Origin of the sequence: Corynebacterium sp. HMSC074C05 (assembly GCF_001838325.1) — a bacterium.
Classification (GTDB): domain Bacteria; phylum Actinomycetota; class Actinomycetes; order Mycobacteriales; family Mycobacteriaceae; genus Corynebacterium; species Corynebacterium amycolatum.
Genome location: NZ_KV836291.1, coordinates 39,570 through 59,971, shown reverse-complemented (window position 1 = coordinate 59,971; position 20,402 = coordinate 39,570). Strand labels below are relative to the sequence as shown.

Genomic DNA, 20,402 nt, shown 5'->3' with positions numbered 1-20,402 from the left:
CGGAACAAAGAATGCGCTTGGTTCGCAGGGAACGATAACAGAAAACCACCGCACTCTGCCTCCCCTCCCTGGGGAGCCGAGCGTGGTGGTTTTCTACGTGCTGGCTACGTAATTAGTTGTTGTAGCCGTCGGCCGGGGCAGCCGACTCGCGAGAGTTCAGGTCGTCCAGCTGGGACTCCAGGAAGGTCTTCAGGCGGGTGCGGTACTCGCGCTCGAAGATGTGCAGCTCCTCGATGCGACCCTCCAGAGCGGTCTGCTGCTCCTTGACGGTGGTCATGATCTCGTGGTGCTTGCGCTCTGCATCATCCTGCAGCGCGGTTGCCTTCTGCTGCGCTGCGGTGATGGTGGCGTTAGAGCGAGCGTCTGCGTCGCTGATCATCTGCTCGCTGCGCTGGCGAGCGTCAGTGAGGGTCGACTCAGACTCGTTGCGGGCATCAGCCAGCAGCTGCTCACTGCGCTCCTTGGCATCAGCCAAAGTTGCGTCTGCCTCGTTGCGAGCGTTGGTGATAGTGCGCTCGGCCTCTTCATTGGCCTCTGCCACGGTGCGGTCAGCGTTCTCACGAGCCTCGGTGACAAGCTTGTTGGCCTCAGCGTAGGCGTCAGTGGTGACGCGATCAGCGGTGTCCTGAGCAGCCTGCAGGATACGAGCAGCGCGGAGGCTAACTTCCTGCGACTCAGTGCCGGTGCTTGCTGCAACTGCCTGCGGCTGCTCCGCAGATGCGGAGGAAGCCTGCTGTGCAGAAGCCTCTGCCTCAGAAGCACGCTTCTCGAGAGCATCCAGACGATCCTGGTAGTGAGCCTCAATCTCCTGCTGCTGAGCGCTCAGGCGCTCGTTGTACTCAGCGCGCAGTTCCTGCTCAATTTCCTTGCGCAGCTTGTCCTCATCGACAGCCGGTGTCGCAGCGACAGCACCGGAAGCGGCATAGTCTGCGCCGCCACCCTGCTCTAGCTGACCTTCAAGGTCCTCAACGCGCTGGCGCAGCTCAGCGTTTTCATCCTGGAGCTCACCCAGTGCGTCCTCCACGAGGTCGAGGAACTGATCGACCTCGTCCTCGTTGTAACCACGCTTGCCAATCGGAGGCTTGCTGAAAGCCACATTATGCACATCAGCCGGAGTCAACGGCATGGTGAGTTCCCCTAACACTTTGAGCGGACAGTTCTTAAGAAATCTTAAGAGAATTATTTCCAGTAGTACTGTTTACCCGGCCAATCCTACCTGCTCTAGTCACAGTCCTCACCCCATTTATTTTGGGCAGGACTCTATCCCCCACGTTCTAACCAGTGGCAAAGTTCTAGTAAAACATTAAACCTCGCCCTTACCCTGCACCTTTAGCCACAGAACTTTACCCCCGACACAACAAAAACCCGTTGGGGATTACATTCCCCAACGGGTTCCTATTATTGCCCCCGATTAACACCCCCGGCAGCAATTCAATGCCCGAGAACATCACATTCGGGACAGCCAAAACAACACAGCTCCACCGAAATCCACATTGTGGACACCAAGCAAACAGTTAGCGATATTTACGCCACTGCGCCGAGAGCTACCTGCAGCACCATTCGCAGAATCATAAGGATGAAGAACAAAACAAGCACAGACATGTCCACCATCACGTTGCCCATCGGCATAGGCGGGATGAGTCGGCGCAACAGCTTCACCGGCGGGGCGGTGATGACAAAGACAATTTCGCCAATCGACGAAAACACCCTGCCTGGTCGCCAGGAGCGAGAAAATGACTGAATCATTTCAATCACAATGCGAGCCAACAGCAGATAGGTGAAAAGCTTCAGCAGGATTAGCAGAACTAGCAGTAGTGAAGACACGAATAAACAGTCTAGCTAATTGATCGAAATACGAAACACTAACAAGTCATGCGAGCCGGCTGACTAGCCGGACATCCGGTCGAACTGCCCCTCGTTGACATCGCAGCCGTGCGGGTACAGGGTAAACACGGAGCCGTCAGCCTTGATCCGGCCGCGCAGACCGAAAACCAGTCCAGCAACGAAGTCGACGTAGCGCTTAGCCTCAGATGGGTCGAGCCCACTCAGATCGAAGGTGACGATGTCACCGTCGCGGAAGTGTGAACCGATGTCCGGAGCCTTGGAGTACTTGTCCTGGAAACCACTTTCCGGCTTGATAAAGACCTGCTCTGGTTCCTTGGTCTCAGCAACGGAGTGCAGGTTGCCATAGCGGTAGTCCTCCTCGCGGGAGTTCACACTTGCAGCCTCACGTGGAGCCTCTTCACGCAGCTCGTAGCGGTGGCGCTCTGCACGACGCGAGTCGGCATAGGAGTCATCAAAACGCTCCTCGTCACGGCGGTCAAACTCGTCGTAGTGCTCGTCGTAAGCCGCGTCATCAGTCGGGGTAAGACCGAAGAAATTTGAAACCCCACGGAAGAAATCAGCCATCTTCTGCTACGTCCTTCTTAGTGTGCGAATTTAAGTCTGTGCTACCCACAACCTACCGGCTGGGTCAGCAATATCGCATAGACACGCGCAAATTTGGCGAGCCAAAATTACAACTTTGAAACTTAGCCCCGCTCAGGCAGGATCACGATGCCCGCCTGACGGCCAGTTTTCCCCTCCCGCCGGTAGGAAAAGTACTGCTCATTGTCAATAGTGCAGTTGGGCTCGACGTTGACATGCCGCACACCGAGGCTATAAAGCTGCCTCATCAAGCCGGCGCGCACGTCAACACCGGCAGTCCCCTGCTTCGTTCGCGTCTTCGCTCCGGGCAAGTGCTTATCGACGTCATCGGCCATCGACTCAGGCACCTCGTAATTGTGACCAGAAGCCGCTGCACCGAGAAGCGCATGGATATTCTCGGGCGTGGCACCGAGCTCAATCATCTTTTCGACAGATTTACGAACGATCCCGTTGCGGGCACCGGTCCGCCCCGCGTGTACCGCAGCGGCGACACCCGCATGATCGTCGGAAAGCAAGACCGGAACGCAATCGGCAACGAGCACTACCAGCGCGAGACCCGGCGTGGTCGTGACGATGGCGTCAGTAGCCGGGACAGGCTCGGTTTGTGGTTCGTTGACGACGGTGACCGTGTTGGTGTGAAGCTGCTCCATGTAGACGAAGCGGGCGCGGTCGATTCCCAGAGAATCGGCCAACCGCTGGCGGTTGCGTTCGACTGCGGACGGGTCATCGCCGACATGATCTCCAAGATTGAAGGAATCATATGGTGGCAGCGAAAACCCGCCGCGCCGATTCGTCAGAATTTTTCGGCTGCGGCGGGATTCAGTCATGATTTCTTAGAAGCCCCACTCCGGCAGGTCACTGGAGGCCTGGTAGCCGCCACGACGATCATCGTGGTCATCGCGATCCTTGTAACGGTGAGCACCACGGTAATTGCGGCTTTCCTGCGTACGCGGTGTCGGGTTGTCGGTGAACAGACCACCGCTGTTCGGATTGGTGCGCGGGACAAAGCGGTCGCGGTCCTCACGCTCGCGCGGCTGTGCGACCGGACGCTCTTCCTCCGCACGCGGAGCCGGAGTGCCGAGGTTGTCACCGCCCGGCAGTGCGCTGCCCTGGCGCGGCGCCTGCTCAGCGGCCGAACGTGCCTCGGCATCCTGTGCAGCCGGACGTGCAGCGGCACCTGCAGCTGGCTTATCCAGCGGGTTGCCATTACCCTGCTCAAAACCGGTAGCAATCACAGTGACACGAACTTCGTCACCGAGGTTGTCGTCGATAATGGTACCGAAGATGATGTTGGCATCCGGGTCAGCCTTTTCCTCCACGATGGACGCGGCAGCGTTGACCTCCATCAGGCCGAGGTCGGAGCCACCGGCGACGGAAATAAGCACACCCTGTGCACCATCCATGGTGGACTCCAGCAGCGGGGAGTTAATGGCCTGAGTAGCGGCGTTCATCACACGGTCATCGCCACGTGCGGAGCCAACGCCCATCAGAGCCGAGCCAGCCTCCGCCATTACCGAGCGGACGTCGGCGAAGTCGACGTTAATCATGCCCGGAATGGTAATCAGGTCAGTAATACCCTGGACACCGTTGTACAGAATCTCGTCGGCAAAGCGGAACGCGTCCATCATGGACAGATCCTGCTCACCAATCTGCAGCAGACGCTGGTTCGGAATGGTGATAAGGGTGTCACAGACCTCCTTGAGGGTTTCAATGCCCTCGGCGGCCTGGCGCGCACGGCGCTTGCCCTCGAAGTCGAACGGCTTGGTTACTACGCCGACGGTCAGGGCGCCGGACTTCTTGGCGATGCTCGCGACAACCGGAGCTGCACCAGTACCGGTGCCACCGCCCTCACCTGCGGTAACGAAGACCATATCGGCGCCCTTGAGGGTCTCTTCAATCTCATCCTTGTGGTCTTCCGCAGAAGTGCGGCCAACCTCGGGGTTAGCGCCAGCTCCCAGACCACGAGTTGCCTCACGCCCGATGTCGAGCTTGACATCAGCGTCGGAGAACATCAGGGCCTGCGAGTCGGTGTTGACTGCGATAAATTCGACACCCTTCAGCCCCTCCTCGATCATGCGGTTGACAGCATTGACGCCACCGCCGCCGACACCGACGACTTTGATAACGGCGAGGTAGTTATTCGGGGAGGTCATTGCGCGTTTCTCGCCCTTTCCTATAGGTCCTAAATAATTTCATCTAGCCACGTTGCACATGGGCCGCACGACAGCATTGGCACCGCCGGGCAGTACAGCTCTCCATGACACCGCACGGAAGAAGTGCATCATGGCCGAAAAGCTGTTGACCCCATTGTGGTCGAAAACTGCAAATAATTCAGCGACCTTTTAGCGCGTGTCGCTACCTTAAACCTGCACTTGAGGGATAGTGTTTAGCCACAGAAATCACTCCAGACACCACCATTCTCTACTCTCCCTTTGCAGCGGGTAGTCGGGGGTTGGAGACATTCCAAATCTTCTCGCCACGGTTCAGGACAATCTCCGTCGCACGCGCTTTTTCTGCCGCATTATCCGAGGACCCGAAGTACACCTCGTATCCATCGGTCAGAAATAGCTTGATTTCTGCCTCGGAAGGCGCGCTAATCCGCTCCACACGGTGTGCGACGGGCTCCGGCAACGCCTTGACGACGTTCAAAACCGCCTTGATAACGCGCGGTTCGGGGTCAACTTTGCCGTCTGTTGGCTCATCCACGCGAGGTGCATCAACAACTTCGATGACACCCGGAGGCGGGGCTGCCGTGACGAACTCCTGCCCATTTGCGGAAAACAGATGCTCTCCGTCAGTGGCACGGACAAACACCACTGGGGTGAATTCCCGTACCGAAATAGTCACGCTCTGCGGCCATGAACGACTGACGGTCACGCTATCGACCCACGGCTGCCCCGCCACGGAGCGCGCTGAGGCATCCGTGTCCAAGCGAATGAGCTTTTGATTCTCGGAGATACCACTGGCGTCGACAATCGCGTCTTTATCACCGTGGACGACGCCTTCAACATCAATGTTTTTCACAACCAGCCACGGCGAAAACCACACCACCGCTGCAACGATGGCGATAATCGCGACCAGGCCACCGCCGATGAGCCAGCCGCGTCGCGGGGCGCGCGCTGAACGCTGTCGCCGCGACACGGCTGTGCCCTGGTCTGCACCGTCGGTCTGCTGAGATTGCTTTCGGCTGGTTTTCACAGTGCTACGACTCCACCTGTTCGTCGTTGTCTCCGCTGAGCTCGCGCACGATTTCGTCGGCAAGCATCGTCACAGAGCCAGCACCGATGGTCAAGATGACATCGTGCGGTTCGGCGATTTCGCGGACGCGAGCCGGGACGCTGGTGAAATGCGGCTCATACGTCACAGGGATGGTCATTTTGTTGGCGATGAGCGCACCGTCGACGCCCGGCAGTGGCTCCTCGCGGGCACCGAAGACATCGAGCAAAACAGCCTTGTCCGCCAGCGACAGGGCTGCAGCGAACTCGTCGGCAAAGTTGCGAGTACGCGAGTACAAGTGCGGCTGGAAAACAGCGATGACATTGCCACGACCGGCCTCGGTGACCAATTCCCGAGCTGCGCCGAGAACTGCGGAGACCTCGGTCGGGTGATGCGCGTAGTCGTCGTAGATACGAGCGCCAACAAATGGCCCCTCGCCGATACTGCCGTGATAGTCGAAGCGACGACGGACACCGGTGAATTCACCAAGACCGCGCGCCATACGCCCCAGATCTGCCCCGACGCAGTCGCCACCAACCATTGCGGCCAGCGCGTTGAGCGCCATGTGACGGCCGGGCTGATGCAGTTCAAACCTCACCGATGTCGAGCCAACGGTGGCCTCCACACGGGCGCCACCACCGACGGGAGTCCAGCCGTGCAAAACGGCACCAACCGGCAGCGTCGGGTGTTTAGCCAAGGCTTCTTCCCCACCATAAGCCAGCACGTTAATGCCGCGTTCCACCGCGCGCTCGCCCAATGCGGCCGCATGCGGATCCTCAGCACAGACGACCAGATGACCGCTGTCTTTAATGCGCTCTGCAAAAGCGTCAAAGACGGCGTAGTAGGTCTCGTCGTCCCCGAAAAAGTCAAGGTGATCGGGCTCGATGTTGGTAATTACGGCCACTTCCGGCTGGTAAGTCAACAACGAGGCATCCGACTCATCGGCCTCAGCAACAAAGACGTCACCACTGCCCTGGTGAGCATTGACGCCGGCCTTGCTCATTAGACCGCCAACAGCAAAAGACGGATCCAAACCAGCTGCCTGCAAAGCGGCGACGGTCATCGACGTAGTAGAGGTTTTGCCGTGAGTACCGGCAATCAGAAGGGCCCTGGAGTCCTGCATCAACAGCGCTAGCACATCGGAACGCTTGAGCACCGGAATGTCCAGCCCATGTGCACCGGCCAGCTCCGGATTCGTCTTCGGAATAGCTGCGAAGGAAATGACCACTGCCTCCGGGAACTCTCCCTCACCGGCCAGCTCGAGATTCGCACGGTCATGGCCAATGGCGATGGTGGCTCCCATCGCACGCAGTCCCACCACCGCGCGGGACTCCTTGACATCGGAACCGGTAACACGAATGCCACGCGCCAACAGGATGCGAGCGATACCGGACATGCCGGCACCGCCAATGCCAATCATGTGGACACTTGCGGGCAGCTCTCCCGTTACCGGCTGAAAGCCATCGAAATTAACGTTCATGTTTATGCTCGCTTTACTTCTTAGAGTTCACAGCCGCAGACAGCACCCGACGGGCGATGTTCTCCGCAGCGTTACCATGTCCGATATTGGCCAGGGCGCGGCGCCCGTCGGCAAGCTTTTCAGGGGACGTGACCAGCGGAATTACGATATCCGAAACTGATGCCGCAGTCAGCGACTCGTCGGCGATGAGAATGCCGCCGCCAGCATCGATGACATCGGTGGCGTTGAGTGCCTGTTCCCCATTTCCGTGTGGCAGCGGTACATACACCGCAGGCAGGCCGACAGCTGAGACTTCAGCTACCGTCATCGCACCGGAACGGCACAAAATCAGGTCAGCGGCGGAGTACGCCAGATCCATCCGGTCGATGTACGGGACAGCGACATAGGGGGCGTCCTCGCGGATGGACTCGACCTCGACGTGATTCTTCTTTCCGTAGGCATGCAGTACGGATACACCGGCCTGGGCGAGCTCTGCGGCTGCACCGCTGACAGCTTCGTTGATGGAACGCGCCCCCTGCGAACCACCGGTGACAAAGAGCACCGGTCCCTCCTGCGGTAAACCGAAGAACTCGCGGGCTTCGGCACGCTTGGCGTCGCGGTCCAGCGCCGCGAGGCTGGCACGCACGGGATTGCCGACGACCTCGGCCTTCAGACCTGAACCGGTCACAGCGGCCAGGCCGACGCCGCCGAGTGCGACACCGAGCTTATTGGCCAGACCCGCACGGGCGTTGGCCTCGTGAACCAGGAACGGAATCTTCTTCCCCGCACGACACGCCATGTAGGCAGGTGCCGATACGTAGCCGCCAAAACCGATGACCGCATCAGCGTCAATACGCTTGAAAACCTTGCGGGTCTCACGCACCGCGCGAGCGACGTTGAGAGGCAGCTTGAACAAATCCGCAGTCGGCTTGCGCGGCACCGGCACTGGCGGAATCAGTTCCAGGTCATAGCCTCGCGCCGGTACGAGGGTCGACTCCAACCCCCGATTCGTACCGAGTGCAATGACGCGGGCCTCCGGCTGCAGGTTCAAAATCGCATCCGCCACTGCCAGTGCGGGTTCGATATGGCCAGCCGTACCACCGCCGGCCACCACAATGGTCGGAGCAGAGCCATCTTCCTTGAGAAACTGCTCAGACTCCGAAGCGCCTTTCGCCCCAGCGGCTGCGCCCAGATTCTTGTCTGCCATGGTGTTATCGATTCCTCCTCCGCGGTGCTGAACCGCCATTCCTATTGTTTCGGCCCGGGCGCTGGCGCGAACGCGACTGTCCGCCACGGCCTTCGCCCCGAATCCTACTGCCCCGACCTGAGCTTGACGACGACCAGGAGCCCTGTGACCGTCCAGCCCGCGGCGACCTCGCTGTAAATCCCCAAGCCCGTCCGTTGTCACTACGAGAGGAATAATCCACTTCGCGGCCACGAACGCTGCCCGAGTTTCCGGAGCTGCCGGAGGTTCGGGAGCCACGCTGCGGAGCTGCACCTCGACCACTGCGGCTGCCTCCACTACGGCCGGCCCGATTGAATCGGTCAGCTCGACCGCTGTAGGTTTCCCGCACCTGCGCCCCCTCGCCGCGTGGAGTACGCGCACCACTGGTCACCACGGGAGGGCCGAAGCGTTGCGGATCGCGATGGGCACGCACCTTCGGCGCGTGGCGACGCGATTCGTCATACGGAATCGGCTCCGGAATACCCAGGAACCTATCCAGCGCCGGACGGCCCGAAGTCTGCATTGCAGAGACTGCTTCCGATTCGTGGCGGGCACATGTGGCCAGCAGCCCCATCGAGAACAACGTCACCATCGCCGATGTACCACCGGCGGAAATCAGCGGCAGCTGCAGACCAGTCACTGGCAACGCACCAACGACGTAGCCAATGTTGATGAAAGCCTGCACCACGGTTGCAGCAGTAATCGTGCCCGCGAGCAAACGGAGAAACGGATCGTTCTGGCGACCGGCGATACGAAGTCCCACCCAGCCGAGCGCTGCATAGAGCAAAATAACCATCAGCGCGCCGAGGAAACCAGTCTCCTCACCGATAATGGCAAAAATGAAGTCATTCTTCGCCTCCGGTAGGTATCCCCACTTCGCGCTCGACTGACCGAGACCGACACCGGTGAGAGATCCGTCGGCAAGCGAAAGAAAGCCCTGGTAAGACTGGTAGGCATCGCCCTGCACGTCGTTGAAGTTACCGAGCAGCGAGTCCAAGTAGACCCTGATTCGCGCCGAACGGAAACCCGCGGTGACGGTGAAAATCACCATGGCAAAAGCCGCTGCAGCAAGAAGCCCGGTGATAAAGACTCGCGGCAAGCCAGCAAACCACGCCAACGCCACCACGACGAACGCCATGGAAGCAACCATGCCGAGGTCACGCTGTAGCATCACCAGTGCCAATATCACGAAGCTGACCGCGCCAAACAGCCCAAACAAATCGGTGTAGGACACAGCAGTGCGGACCTTCTCAGCCAGTAGCTTCGAGCCCCACAATGCCAGCGCAATTTTCGCGATTTCTGATGGCTGCATGGTGATACCACCAATACTCAGCCACGAACGCGCACCGGTTTCCTCCAGGCCAATGCCGATGCCAGGAATAATCACCAAAACCAGAAGCACAAAGGACAGAATCAGCGCTGCCGTCGATAGCGAGCGAATCAGCTCCACCCGCATTCGCAGCACGATCCACATGGAGATGAGACCCGCCACCACCATGACCAGCTGGCGGATAAACACCGACCACACGTTGCCCGAGTCGTTACCCGCGCTGGCCATGGATGCCGACAGCACCATCACCAGGCCGATAGACGTCAGCAGTGCGACGATAATCATCAGCAGGTGGTAGTCGAACAGCGGGCGCGACTTCCAGTCGTTAAAACGCTCCACCCACGCCGGCCGCTCTCGAGCACTAGTGCTTGACGACGAGGGCTGTTGTGACTTGGTAGCCTTCGTCCCCTTTTGTGCTGTCGCGGCGCTAGCGCTTAAATTACGAGCCTTGCGGGAGTTATCCATCAGTTGATGTCACCTTCTGCGCCCATTGCGCGAACAAGTCGCCGCGTTCAGCCATACCGGAGTACATGTCCAAGCTGGCGGCAGCTGGTGCCAATAGCACCACGTCCCCCGGATTGGCATATTCACTAGCTGCCATACAGACCTTCGCCATGGCATCGACCTTGTCGGTGTCATCGATGACAACGACCGGCACAGCAGGTGCGATGCGGGAGAGCGCATCGCTGACTAGTTGCCTATCGACGCCCAGAACCACGGCGGCCTGCAGGCGATGAGCATGCTTTGCCACTAGCGGCGAGATTTCCGCGCCCTTGAGCTGGCCACCGACAATCCAAACAACACGTTCATGGCCGGACAGTGCCGCGTCGGCAGCGTGGGGATTGGTGGCCTTGGAGTCATCAATCCACACGACATCATTTGTCTTATGGACGATCTGACCGCGGTGTGCGCGGACTTCGAAAGTCTCCAGCGCCGCTGCAATTTGCTCCGGTGATGTACCGATACTGCGCGCCATCGCGGTGGCGGCCACCGCATCGAGAACACCTGCCCGGCCGGGAGGAGAAATTCCCGCTACCGGTGCGATGACAATGCCCGGCTCAGAGTCGTCATCTGCGGCATCGCCACCGCCAAAAGCGCGGTCGACAATCATGCCATCGCGAACTCCGACCTGGTGTGCCTCCGGGGGACCATCGGTGAAGCCCACGACGGAGTTGCCGAGCTCATCGTTTTTCAGCATCTTTTCCACGTGCTCGACGACATCGGCGTCATCCGCGCCGTAGATTGCGACAGCACCACGCAGCGCACGGGTCTTGTCCAGACCGTAGTTTTCGTAAGAACCGTGCCAGTCGATGTGGTCTTCCGCCAGGTTCAGCAGTACTCCCGCATCTGGGCGAATATTCGGCGCCCAGTGCAGTTGGAAGCTGGACAGCTCTGCGGCCAACACCTCGATACGAGGCTCAGCGGTCAGTGCATCGTACAGAGCCACGCCAATGTTGCCCACAGCAGCGCCCTGCTCCCCGAGCATGGCGGCCAGCATGGAGGTAGTTGTGGTCTTGCCATTAGTGCCGGTGACTACCAACCAGGTACGTTTCGGCCCCCACAGCTGGGCACAGTCACCAGCGAAAGCCAGCGCCACATCACCGAATACCGGGACACCGGCCTCAGCGGCAGCGTCGAACAGCGGACTGGTCGGACGCCACCCCGGGGAGGTCACAATCGCAACCGCGTCGGCAAGCTCGTCGCGAGCGTCTGCAGTCGTGACATGCCGAACCGAAAAGTCAGCGGCAACCAGTGCGCCGAGAGCGGAGTCGTCTACGACGACAACTTCCGGACAGCCGTTGTCCTTGAGCATCGCAATGGCACCGCGACCGGAAACCCCGGCTCCTGCCACCAGAACTCGACCAGAGCGCACCGTAGCGACTAAGTCGAGGTTTCGGATATCGGTGAGGTTGGTCGGGTCTGGTGAGTTAATCATTGAAATACGCCTACCTGAGAGAGCCAGTCACTGTAGAAGATGGCTGCACCAATCATGTTGAAAATGCCTGCGAGTAGCCAGAAGCGAACGACAACAGTTGTCTCTGCCCAACCTCCGTTTTCGAAGTGGTGATGGAGAGGAGCCATGCGGAATACGCGCTTGCCAGTCGTCTGGAAAACCGCAATCTGGATTGCCACGGAAGCAACTTCCATCACGAAGATGAAGCCAATGATAACCATCAGCAGCTCAGTCTTGGTGACAAATGACAGACCCGCTACCAAACCGCCAAGAGCCAACGAACCGGTATCTCCCATGAAGATCTTTGCCGGCGCTGCATTCCACCACAGGAAGCCCAAGCAGGCGCCCAGACCCGCGACGGAAATAACGGCGATATCCAGTGGATCGCGAACGTCATAGCAGCCGCTACCCAGCGAAGCCTCGCAGGAGTTACGGAACTGCCAGAAGGAAATCAGCGTGTAGGTGGCCAGCAGCAGCGCGGTGGCACCAGCGGCCAGGCCGTCAAGGCCATCAGTGAGATTGACGGCATTTGTCCATGCGGCAATGACAATGAAGACAAATACCAGGAAGACAATCATGCCGAACCACACCGGCCCCGGAGCCAGATTCAGGAACGGAATATCTCGAATCAGCGACAAGTTCGTCGTACCCGGCGTCAAGCCTGACGCATCCGGGAACTGCAGCAACAGCACGCCAAAAATCAACGCTGCCGCCAGCTGCCCCACTAGCTTCGCTGTCTTGTTCAACCCCAGGTTGCGGCCCTTATAGAGTTTGATGAAGTCATCGGCAAAACCCAATGCGCCCATCGCCAGAACCAGGAACATGACCAACAGACCGGAGGCGGACGGCCCCACGCCAGTCTGGATATACGTAACGAGGTGAGAGAGGAAATAGCCAGCGACGATTGCGGCGATGATGGCGATGCCGCCCATGGTCGGAGTTCCCCGCTTGCGCAGGTGGCTCTTCGGCCCTTCTTCACGAATCTCCTGGCCAAGACCTTCAGCAGAGAATTTGCGAATAAGCACTGGTGTTAAAAAGACACTCACCAGGAATGCAATCGCACCACTGAGAATAAGTTGAATCACTTACTTTTCCTCTCCGCTTTCACTTTCGGGCGCAGTTCCAACCTTGGCAGCTAGCGAGTCCGCGACCCGCCACATACCGTCCGCGTAGGAGGCCTTGACTAACACAACATCGTTCGGACGCACCTCAGCCGCCACCAACTCCGCGGCAGCGGATGTATCCGGCACCCTAGAAGTATTTAACCCCAACTCTTCCGCTTTGTCGGCCAAGGCATGCACATTAGAACTCTCTCCGACTGCAATTAGTCGATCGATGCCGCGGCCCACAAGGTACTCGCCCAGTGACGAGTGCTCATTCTCAGCGGAATCGCCAAGCTCACCCATCTGTCCCAGCACCGCCCACGATGAGGCGTCCTGGTGCGTTGGGCCAGCTGCTGTACGAGCCAGAGCATCAATCCCCGCACGCATCGAATCAGGGTTGGCATTGTAGGAGTCGTTAATAACGACGATATTGCCAGTGAGCTGCTGGACATCCATGCGCCGCTCCGAGGCTGCCACATGCGCGGCCATCGCCTTTGCGACTTGCTCAGCATCAATACCGGACTCCACTGCCACCGCAATCGCCGCCAGGGCATTGGCCACTTGGTGCGCACCATAGACCTGCAGTTGGATCGGGAATGTACGCCCATCCGGTATATGCAGGTCGAAGGACGCACGAGCAAAATCGTCGAGCTGCACATTCGTGGCGCGGTAATCCGCGGTTGCGTGGCGTTCGGAGTTCTCATCGGCAGAGAAGAACACCACCTTCGCCTGGGTACGCGGAGCCATGCCAGTGACGTAGTCATCGTCGGCATTGAGTACGGCCACGCCGCCCTGCTCCGCAGCCGGCAGCGCTTCCACGAGCTCGCCCTTAGCCTGCGCGATTGCCTCGCGCGAGCCAAACTCGCCAAGGTGCGCCGTACCAACATTGAGCACCGCACCGATCGTCGGTGGTGCGATGCGCGCCAGGTGAGCCACATGCCCAATTCCGCGCGCACTCATCTCCGCCACCAGGTACTTCGTCTCCGGAGTACACTGCAGCACCGTGTACGGATGCCCAATTTCGTTATTAAACGACCCCTTCGGTGCCACCGTCGGACCGTCGGTACGCAGCAGCGTCGCCATCATGTCCTTCGTCGACGTCTTTCCCGCTGACCCCGTGACACCGACGACATGCAGCTGATCCTTCTTCAGCTCGTCGACGACGTAACGCGCCAACTTACCAAGCGCTTCCAGCACCGCCGCCCCGGACCCATCCGGATCGTGTGCAAATGCGTCGGCATTGGAGTCCTGCTTACCAAGGGGCTTGACGACGACCGCAGGTTGCCCAACATCTCGTGCCGCCAGTGCCATCGTCGCTCCAGCTGCAACAGCCTGATCGATGAAGTCGTGGCCGTCGACCCGCGCGCCCGGCAGGGCTAGGAAGAGCGAGCCTTCGCGGATCTTTCGGGAGTCGAATTCTGCGGGTTGAGTCACTGTGGCGTCATCATCGACGTGGACGAGTTCACCTCCCACGATGTGAGCGATTTCCGCAGCGGTCAGGGCAATCATGATGTCTATAGTCCTTGTTGGTTAGAGTTCCAGGCGCCTAGTAAAGGATGATTTCTTGATTTTATTCGCCTACCGCGAGTGGTTCGCGGTAGGCATGTCAGGTGGTGCGCTTCCTCAGCGATTTCGGCAATCTCAATCAGCGAATCCTTCCAGTCGCTGTGTGAGTGCTTCGGCCAGCTGTTCACGGTCATCGAACGGGTGAATCACGCCACCGATATCCTGGCCGGTTTCGTGTCCCTTGCCTGCCACCACGATGCTGTCGCCGCTGCGGGCGAGCTCGACGACACGGCGAATTGCCTGGCCACGACCGCCAATTTCCTCAACAACCGTGTCAGAACTGGCCTTGCCGCTGGCAACGGCTTCCTTCGCACCAGCGACCACGGCCGCACGGATTTCAGAGGGTACCTCAGAGCGTGGATTGTCATCGGTGATGATGACGACATCGGCACCGCAAGCAGCCTCAGCTCCCATAATTGGACGCTTGGCGCTATCGCGGTCGCCACCGGCGCCGACGACAACCAACACGCGACCTTCGGTCTGTGCACGCAATGTGGCCAACACCTCAGCTACTGCGGCTGGCTTGTGGGCATAGTCCACTACAGCCAGGAAGTCCTGTCCGCGATCGATGCGCTCCATCCGACCCGGCACACGAACCTGTGCCAGGCCGCTCTTGGCCGCGTCATTGGCATGCCCAATCGCATCGAGAACAGACCACGCAACTGCGGCATTGGCAACGTTAAAGGCGCCAGGAAGAGGAACTTCCACCTCAACTGTGTCAGTGTTATTTCGCGTTAGCTCCACATGCTGGACACCGTTAGTGGTGACGGTCGCTGCAGCGGCGTGCCATTCTGCAAAGACCTCGGCAGCTGGCATCTTGTCGGTTACGCGATGCTGAGTATGGACAGTGGTGACTTGGACATCCGGGTCGCCGGCAGCGATATCCGCCATGCGGACACCCCAGTCGTCGTCGATGCACACGACAGCCTTCGGTGCATGTGTCGGACCTGCGGGATCAAAGAGCTTGGCCTTGGCTTGGAAATACTCTTCCAAGGTCTTGTGGAAGTCCAGATGATCCTGCGAGAGGTTGAGGAAACATCCGACGTTGAAACTGACGCCGTCGACACGCCCCAACGACAGTGCGTGAGAAGAAACCTCCATGACAACGTGCGTCACGCCTTCAGAGAGCATCTGGTGGAACAGGCGCTGGAGGGCCGGAGCCTCTGGGGTAGTCAGGCTCGACGGAACGGCACGGCCATTGATGCGCGTGCCGGTAGTACCAATGATGCCTGTCGAGCATCCAGCTGCCAGCAGCGCGCCCTCCAGCATGTAGGTCGTGGTGGTCTTGCCAGAGGTGCCGGTAACTCCAATGATGGTCAGTGAATCCGAGGGGTGATCGTAGATTTCTGCAGCAACGTGCCCCATGACAGCCCGGACATCGTCGACGACCAGGACTGGGCGAGTCTCCCCGGCTTCCCGCAGGATTTTCAGACCTTCCTCATCAGTCAGAATCGCTGTAGCAGCCGACTGCTGCGCGTAACGCGCACCGTGCGTGCGAGTACCTGGGACGGCAGCAAACATTCCGCCTTCAGGTACGTCGGCAGCGTTGAGTTCGATTGCGGCGATATCCGTTCCTGCCGCCGCGGATTCGGTAATGCCGTCAAGTCGGCCATGCGCGAGGTTACACAATTTCGCAAGGGTGGCGGTCATTGGCTGTTCCCTCTTTCAAGTCAGTCGTTGGTGTACAACAGGTTGGAAAAATTCAAGAGATTCACTTTGCAGAAACCAAAGTAATAAAAGTCTGTGTATTAGTGCTGTCGCTGTAACTTCATTGTGGTGGTGACCTCGTTACGGCTGCAGCAACAACTTGCCCTCGCGGGGTGGCGACGGCGGTACGTTGTAGCGATTGAGCGCCCAGGCGGCAATGTCCTTAAACAGTGGGGCTGCCGACTGGCCACCTTCGCCATGGACACCGCGCTGGGGTTCATCAAGCATGATGCCAATGACAAAACGGGGATCGTCGGCAGGCGCGATACCTGCAAATGTGATGTGGTACTTGGAATTCGAGTACGCGCCGGTGTCGGGGTCGACCTTCTGCGCCGTACCTGTCTTGCCTGTGAGCGAGTATCCCTCAATACTATTGCCGGCAGCGGTACCCGACTGCTGCCCCGTGGGATCAGACTGCATAACGCCTTCAAACATGGCGCGCACAGTTTGGGCCGTCTCCGGGCTAACCACACGCACTGTTTCCGGGCGCTCTGTTGCCGTCTTCGTGCCGTCCGGGGAAATTGTCGAGCGAATCATACGCGGCGGGATGCGCTCGCCATCGTTGGCGATAGCCTGGAAAACTCCTGTCATCTGCAGCAGTGTCATGGCCATACCCTGACCAATGGGCAGGTTCGCAAACGTACCGCCGGACCACTGCGGACGCTGCGGCACCAAGCCGGAAGATTCACTGGGCAACTCGATACCCGTGGACTGCCCCAGCCCGAAGAGGTGCAGCATCTCAGCGAAGCGGTCCTGACCCAAACGCTCTGCCAGCATTAGGGTGCCGACGTTGGAAGACTTGCCGAATACACCGGTCGTCGTGAAAGCTTCCGTTCCGTGGTCCCATGCATCGCGCACCGTGACACCCGCCATATCAATAGTGCCCGGGACCTGCAGAACCTCATCGGGTGTGGTCTTGCCGTCTTCGATAGCGGCCGCGGCGGTAATGATCTTTGCTACAGAGCCGGGCTCAAATGGGTTCGATACCGCGGAGTTTCCGATAGTGCGACCCTCTTCGAGCTCGGCCCCCATATCCTTATTCGGGTTAGCCGTGTCCGCCTGCGCCATTGCTAGCACTTCGCCGGTCTTCGCGTCGAGCACAACTGCCGACGCATCTTTCGCTCCCGAGTTGGCCTTCGCCTGGTTGACCTGCTGCTGGACAAAGTACTGCATGTCTAGGTCCAGGGTCAGCTCGTATGTCGTACCGTCCACAGCCGCGTGAACATCGCGCGTGGATCCCGGGATTGCCACGCCGTTGGAGGCGATATCAATGGTCTTGCCACCGTTAATACCCTGCAAAGTGGCATCACGAGAGGCTTCAAAGCCGAACTGGCCGACGCCATCCATGCCAATCTTGCCGATGACGTTAGCCGCCGTCGCCCCATTCGGGTACTGGCGAATATCCTGACGCTCCGCCACCAGTTCCGGATACTTTTCCACGATGGCGGCGGCCTTGTCCGGATCGACATTACGCACGAGCACCTCGTAGGTGCTGTCCTCATTGCGCAGCTTCTCTAGAATGTCCTTCGAGCTCACCCGGGACGGCGCGCTCATCACCGAGTTCTCCTCGGTTTCGGGTTCCGCTTGACGACGGCGACTGCTTCCCGACTTCTCCGCGTCGATGTCGGCCACGTCGAGTAGCTTCGGCAAATCCTTGGCGATCTGCTCGAGGCGTTCATCGTAGGCAGCGACATCATCCGGGCGCTGCTTATGTGCGTCCCCAATCCACTTGCGCAAAGTGTTCGGGTGCACGGTAATACTGCGTGCCTCCATCGTGAAGGCAAGCTGAGCTCCATTACGGTCGAGAATCGCACCGCGCCGAGCTGCATCAACAACTTCCACCGTGCGCTGATTCTGTGCCGCCGCAGAAAGGTCAGGACCTGCGACGAGCTGCACCCAAGCCAAACGGGAGACCAGCACTACGACTGCGATAGCGCCTATAAACTGCAGCCAGTTGCGACGCCGGATGAAGTCCTTATTACTAATGCGCATTTTTTCGCGCGGGGGCACGCTTCGGTTGGTATTAGCATCGAGCCTCCGGCTGCGCTGACCATCCCGAACTCGACTTTGGTCTCTGCGCTCACGGGATGTAATTCGGTAAGCACGTTCGCCGAAGTCATACCCCCCTCCACGGTTGGGGTAGTCGTCTTCAGATCGAATCATGCGCTAGTGCTTTCTACTAAGTCGATTCTCCCGCGCGCGATAACGTTAGGCGGTATTCCCTGCCATCGCGAGTACTGAATTAATTAGTCTACAGTCGCCTGACCAGAAACAGTGGAACCGCCAGAATATCGGACAGTTGGCCAGTTTGGCCGTGTTTAGTTTCTAAGTTCCTACGGTGCTGGAGCTGGCTCGGGTGCCGGTGCTTCCGGTACTTCCGGCACCGAGGCTGGCGCTTCGGGCGCTTCCGGAGCTGGCGCTGGAGCTTCAGCCTCAGGCGCGGGTGCCGGAGCCGGAGCCGGAGCCGGCGCAGGTGCTGGTGCGGGTGCGGGTGCGGGTGCGTGGTTCTGCGGCGCATACGGAGCAGTAGCCGGCAACCCGTTCGGACGTGGATGCGCTTCCTCAATAGCCGGTGCCTGCATCCCCGGAACATTCTCGGTGTCCTTCGGGTTCGACGACGGCGCATGCGGATTATTCGGCGACTCACTGTTGAGGTCGATAATCTTCTGCTGCTTCTCATCGCCCGGTCGCACTTCCACGACCTTGCCTTCCGGGTCAGTAGTTAAAACGGCAGGCTGCTCCGGATTAACCATGCCCTCTTCCACGGCGCGCTGAGCGATAGCTCCAGTGGACTTCATGTACGCCACGTCGCGCTCGAGCACCTCCAGCTGGTTACGCAGCTCCTTTTCCTTGGTCTGCGCAGCATCCAGCTGCAAGGATGTCGAGGTCGAAATACCAGACAGGAACATTGCCATCACGATGCCCGCGACAACGAGAAAAATCATTAGAGCCGCACCGGCAAACTTGTGGCTATCCCTCGAGGACGTCGTAACGCGACGCCCCCGCACCGAGATGACCTGCTGAGAACCTGTGCGCCCAAACCGCCGACGCTGATAAAGATCCTTTTCCGTGCGGGCGCTGCGACCGCGCTGACGAGTCTTCGTCTTGGCACCGGCGACGGTTGCAGACGCGCCGCGGGAGGTGCGCCGGGTGGGGGCGTGCTCCGTGATTGTCGTTGCCATGCTCGAAAGTTCTCCCAGTACTTAGATTGTGAAGGGTTCGTTTGGTGCGGTTGGAAAGGGTTGGGTCAGTCGGCTCGAATTCGCTCGATACAGCGAACTCGTACCGGCGCGGCTCGGGGGTTGTCTTCGATCTCGCTTGCCGACGCCTTCTCCGCACCTCTCGTGATGAGAGCGAAGTGCGGTTCATGCCCCGGAAGCTCCATCGGGAGCCCCGGTGGGGTTGTCGACTTCACACGCTCCGCAAAGTCCTTCTTAACGATGCGGTCTTCCAGACTCTGGTAGCTCATGAACACTGCACGCCCATCGACTGCGAGTGCATCGCAGACCTGCGGCAGCACATTTTCTAGAGCTTCAAGCTCACGATTTACCTCGATACGAAGAGCCTGGAACGTACGTTTGGCCGGGTGTCCGCCCTTACGGCGAGATGCCGCCGGAATGGTTTCATAGAGCAGCTCAACCAGACGGCCGGAGGTGGTAAACGGTTCCTTTTCCCGCTCACGCAGGATTGCCGAGGCAATCTTGCCGGCGAAGCGCTCGTCGCCGTAAGTCGATAGGATGCGCGCGATATCACCGTGCGAATAGGTATTGAGCACATCCGCTGCGGTAATCCCCTGGCTTGCATCCATGCGCATGTCCAGCGGGGCGTCGACTCGGTAGGCGAATCCACGATTGACCTGATCAAGCTGCATCGAGGAAACACCGAGATCGAAAAGCGCACCTGCGATACCCTTCTCAGCGGCGCGGGCAAGAATGTTCTCCGCGCCACTTCCACCAGCGGCTGCAGGAATCTCACCACTGAGCACCTCGGCGAGCGAATCGAAACGCACACGGAACCCTGCAAAGCGATCACCGAAACGCGCGAGACGCTCTTCTGCCCCGCGCAATGCATTGCCATCGCGATCGAGTCCAACAACGCAGAGCTTCGGGAACTGCTCCAACAGATATTCCGTGTGCCCACCGGCACCAAGAGTGCCGTCGACAACTACTGCGTCGTCACCCAGCGCCTCGATGCCCGGGCGCAACAAATCAGTTACTCGATGAAGCAAAACGGGGACATGACCAAACTCGCCGGACTTGCGATCATCCGCAGGCGTCGATCCGTTCATTTCCCCTCCTCACCGGGTATGTTTGCACTGGTCAGAGAATCTATCGAGTGTATTCCCGGTTTGCTTGACGACGAGTGCCGCGCCAGCAACCAGACCGCACCTCATGTGCACTACTGGGAATGCTGCT

The 20,402-nt window shown here is 59.3% G+C and carries 16 protein-coding genes; all 16 read right to left on the bottom strand.

Annotated elements, in window-relative coordinates; genetic code table 11:
• Nucleotides 1-112: 112 nt before the first annotated feature.
• Entirely contained in the window at nt 113-1,126 is a 1,014-nt protein-coding gene (locus HMPREF3042_RS05690) for a DivIVA domain-containing protein (RefSeq protein WP_070856456.1), read from the bottom strand.
• A gap of 398 nt (nt 1,127-1,524) precedes the next feature.
• A complete protein-coding gene (locus HMPREF3042_RS05685) occupies nt 1,525-1,824 on the bottom strand; it encodes a YggT family protein (protein ID WP_070607018.1) in 300 nt (99 codons plus the stop codon).
• A 63-nt stretch (nt 1,825-1,887) separates the two neighbouring features.
• On the bottom strand, nt 1,888-2,409 hold the full coding sequence (sepF, locus tag HMPREF3042_RS05680) for a cell division protein SepF (RefSeq protein ID WP_070605634.1): 522 nt from the start codon (nt 2,407-2,409) through the stop codon (nt 1,888-1,890).
• A 122-nt stretch (nt 2,410-2,531) separates the two neighbouring features.
• The gene (gene pgeF / locus HMPREF3042_RS05675) at nt 2,532-3,254 is read right to left on the bottom strand and encodes a peptidoglycan editing factor PgeF (RefSeq protein ID WP_070605636.1); all 723 of its coding nucleotides are present in this window, start codon (nt 3,252-3,254) and stop codon (nt 2,532-2,534) included.
• Between the two features lie 6 nt (nt 3,255-3,260).
• Nucleotides 3,261-4,580 carry a cell division protein FtsZ gene (ftsZ, locus tag HMPREF3042_RS05670; protein WP_070856454.1) on the bottom strand — a complete coding sequence of 440 codons (1,320 nt, stop codon included), beginning with the start codon at nt 4,578-4,580 and terminating at the stop codon, nt 3,261-3,263.
• A gap of 268 nt (nt 4,581-4,848) precedes the next feature.
• A complete protein-coding gene (locus tag HMPREF3042_RS05665) occupies nt 4,849-5,625 on the bottom strand; it encodes a cell division protein FtsQ/DivIB (protein WP_070628880.1) in 777 nt (258 codons plus the stop codon).
• Nucleotides 5,626-5,629: 4 nt separating this feature from the next.
• Nucleotides 5,630-7,123, bottom strand: a complete 1,494-nt coding sequence (murC, locus tag HMPREF3042_RS05660; RefSeq protein ID WP_049182131.1) for a UDP-N-acetylmuramate--L-alanine ligase — start codon at nt 7,121-7,123, stop codon at nt 5,630-5,632.
• A 13-nt stretch (nt 7,124-7,136) separates the two neighbouring features.
• Nucleotides 7,137-8,309, bottom strand: a complete 1,173-nt coding sequence (gene murG, locus HMPREF3042_RS05655; protein ID WP_049182132.1) for an undecaprenyldiphospho-muramoylpentapeptide beta-N-acetylglucosaminyltransferase — start codon at nt 8,307-8,309, stop codon at nt 7,137-7,139.
• A gap of 4 nt (nt 8,310-8,313) precedes the next feature.
• Nucleotides 8,314-10,122 (bottom strand): putative lipid II flippase FtsW, encoded by a 1,809-nt coding sequence (gene ftsW, locus HMPREF3042_RS05650; RefSeq protein WP_070856452.1) that lies wholly within the window; start codon nt 10,120-10,122, stop codon nt 8,314-8,316.
• Nucleotides 10,115-11,593 carry a UDP-N-acetylmuramoyl-L-alanine--D-glutamate ligase gene (gene murD, locus HMPREF3042_RS05645; RefSeq protein ID WP_070856450.1) on the bottom strand — a complete coding sequence of 493 codons (1,479 nt, stop codon included), beginning with the start codon at nt 11,591-11,593 and terminating at the stop codon, nt 10,115-10,117. The genes ftsW and murD overlap by 8 nt, the downstream gene beginning before the upstream one ends.
• A complete protein-coding gene (gene mraY, locus HMPREF3042_RS05640; protein ID WP_070600864.1) occupies nt 11,590-12,696 on the bottom strand; it encodes a phospho-N-acetylmuramoyl-pentapeptide-transferase in 1,107 nt (368 codons plus the stop codon). The genes murD and mraY overlap by 4 nt, the downstream gene beginning before the upstream one ends.
• Nucleotides 12,697-14,223, bottom strand: coding sequence for a UDP-N-acetylmuramoyl-tripeptide--D-alanyl-D-alanine ligase (gene murF / locus HMPREF3042_RS05635; RefSeq protein ID WP_070856447.1), 1,527 nt, complete (start codon nt 14,221-14,223; stop codon nt 12,697-12,699).
• 132 nt (nt 14,224-14,355) lie between these two features.
• A complete protein-coding gene (locus HMPREF3042_RS05630; protein WP_070856445.1) occupies nt 14,356-15,930 on the bottom strand; it encodes a UDP-N-acetylmuramoyl-L-alanyl-D-glutamate--2,6-diaminopimelate ligase in 1,575 nt (524 codons plus the stop codon).
• Between the two features lie 138 nt (nt 15,931-16,068).
• A complete protein-coding gene (locus HMPREF3042_RS05625; protein WP_080972917.1) occupies nt 16,069-18,150 on the bottom strand; it encodes a peptidoglycan D,D-transpeptidase FtsI family protein in 2,082 nt (693 codons plus the stop codon).
• Nucleotides 18,151-18,320: 170 nt separating this feature from the next.
• On the bottom strand, nt 18,321-19,169 hold the full coding sequence (locus tag HMPREF3042_RS05620) for a cell division protein FtsL (RefSeq protein ID WP_070856444.1): 849 nt from the start codon (nt 19,167-19,169) through the stop codon (nt 18,321-18,323).
• 65 nt (nt 19,170-19,234) lie between these two features.
• The gene (rsmH, locus tag HMPREF3042_RS05615; RefSeq protein WP_070856442.1) at nt 19,235-20,275 is read right to left on the bottom strand and encodes a 16S rRNA (cytosine(1402)-N(4))-methyltransferase RsmH; all 1,041 of its coding nucleotides are present in this window, start codon (nt 20,273-20,275) and stop codon (nt 19,235-19,237) included.
• Between the last annotated feature and the right edge of the window lie 127 nt (nt 20,276-20,402).